Annotated in this window: 3 protein-coding genes; 2 read left to right on the top strand and 1 reads right to left on the bottom strand. The window is 38.2% G+C overall.

The window, feature by feature from the left end; genetic code table 11:
• The first annotated feature begins 173 nt into the window (after positions 1–173).
• A complete protein-coding gene (locus tag V7266_RS28505) occupies positions 174–407 on the top strand; it encodes an excisionase family DNA-binding protein (protein ID WP_335472587.1) in 234 nt (77 codons plus the stop codon).
• A 53-nt stretch (positions 408–460) separates the two neighbouring features.
• Positions 461–871: a DUF488 domain-containing protein gene (locus V7266_RS28500; RefSeq protein ID WP_335472586.1), complete on the top strand. Its 411-nt coding sequence runs from the start codon at positions 461–463 to the stop codon at positions 869–871.
• 91 nt (positions 872–962) lie between these two features.
• On the opposite strand, the gene V7266_RS28495 is transcribed toward V7266_RS28500, so the two are convergent.
• Entirely contained in the window at positions 963–1,784 is an 822-nt protein-coding gene (locus tag V7266_RS28495; RefSeq protein WP_335472585.1) for a YitT family protein, read from the bottom strand.
• Positions 1,785–1,841 lie beyond the last annotated feature (57 nt).

Genomic DNA, 1,841 nt, shown 5'->3' with positions numbered 1-1,841 from the left:
TACCTGGGTCTCTTCATTTCATGCAGGGGTTTTTATTCTATGTTTATATTCTGTTTCTACGGAAGGGAGTTAGTTGGTGATGGGAGAGAAATGAGAATAGTAGAAAATTAAGTAACTCATGCTAAAATAGGCTAGTAGGCTTTATAAAGTTATTAGTAGGAGTGACGAAAAAGGTGTATTTAACATTAGAGGAAACGGCTAAATATTTATCGGTGTCTGTACCATATGTAGAGAGTCTAATTTTACAAGGCAAAATAAGAGTTTTGCATGATGAAAATGGCGAAGTGCTGATCTTCAAGAATCAGTTCAAAACACACTTTGAACAGCTGGAGAAATATAAGAAATTAGTGGAAGAATTGAAGAGTGAACCAATTCCCGAAGATATAGATATTAAAGATGAAGACTAAGGATATAAGGTGCCTGACACCATTCGTGGACATTGTCCATATGGAGTGGACGAATGGGGAAATTTACCTGTAATGAGGTGATTGTTTTGTCTAATGTTTTTATTAAAAGGATTTATGAACCATATGATGAGATGGATGGCTTCAGGATTTTGGTTGACCGCCTATGGCCGCGGGGGATATCGAAGGATGCCGCTCGATTGTCTTTTTGGTTTAAAGAGATAGCGCCTAGTAATGAGCTGCGAAAGTCGTTTTGTCATGTACCGGAACTATTTGAAGAGTTTCGCAGCAGGTATCTTGAAGAGCTTCGAACCGATGAGGAAAAACGTGATTTAGTAAGGAAAATTCTTGAGCTGTCAGCTGATGGCAGAGTGACTCTTTTGTATGGAGCGAAGGAACCGATTTATAATCATGCTCAAGTATTGATGGAGGAGCTTAAGGGACATTCTTCACGGTTCAATGGCTGATTCTATATAGGGAATTCAAAACGAACACTTTCTTAATAGAAAAACAACCATACAAAAGTAGAATGCCCGATTCCTGTTGGCCTTCTACTTTTTAATTTTTTCTAAACCGCCCCATTACTTCCATTGTCTGCATGATATTTACAAATGCCTGAGGATCGACATTCTTTATTGTATGTTTTGTTTCATTCAGCTCAAATTTAGTAATAACCGTGGTTAACATCTTCCTGTGCCTATGAGTATAGGCCCCCTCAACATCAGTAACAGTTACACCTCTGGCATGAAGCTGAAATAAAGCATCTGTCAGCTCATTATACTTATCCGTTATAATCATAATCGTTAATTTATTCTGATTGGTATAAACCATATCGACAGCACGGCCGGCCACATAAATGGCAATAATGGTATAAAGCGTAATATTCCAGCCGAAAATAAGTCCCGAGCTGCCCACCACAAAAAGATTCATAATTGTATTTAAAAAACCAACCTGCATGTTCCTCTTTTTGGCAAGCGTTAAGCTGATAATATCAGTCCCGCCTGTCGACCCTCCCTGGCGGATAATCAATCCAACAGCTATTCCATAAAGAGCCCCGCCTATAATCGAAGAGAGAAGGATATCCGGACTAATTGCCCGAATTGGGATGAATTTCATACTAAAAGATAAAACTAGCACAGCATATCCAGTGAACAATACAAATTTTTTTCCTAAATATTTTATCCCTGCAAAAAACAAAGGAATATTAATCGCAAGAATAATCAACCCTGTATTAATATGGGTAAAGTGCTGAATTAAAAAGGAGATTCCTGTTACGCCTCCGGAAGTAAGCTTATGTGGAATTAGGAAGGTATTGAAGGAAAACCCGAAAAGCATGGCGGATAGTCCGATAACAATGATTTGAAAGATTAATCGAAACAAATTTTAAACACCTCAATCATTATTCAGCACGAGTTTTGTGGTCAGATGTCCCCACCT

The organism is Neobacillus drentensis, from assembly GCF_036965645.1.
In the GTDB taxonomy this organism is placed as follows: Bacteria; Bacillota; Bacilli; order Bacillales; family Cytobacillaceae; genus Neobacillus; species Neobacillus drentensis_D.
This window is presented reverse-complemented; position numbering and strand designations above follow the sequence as displayed.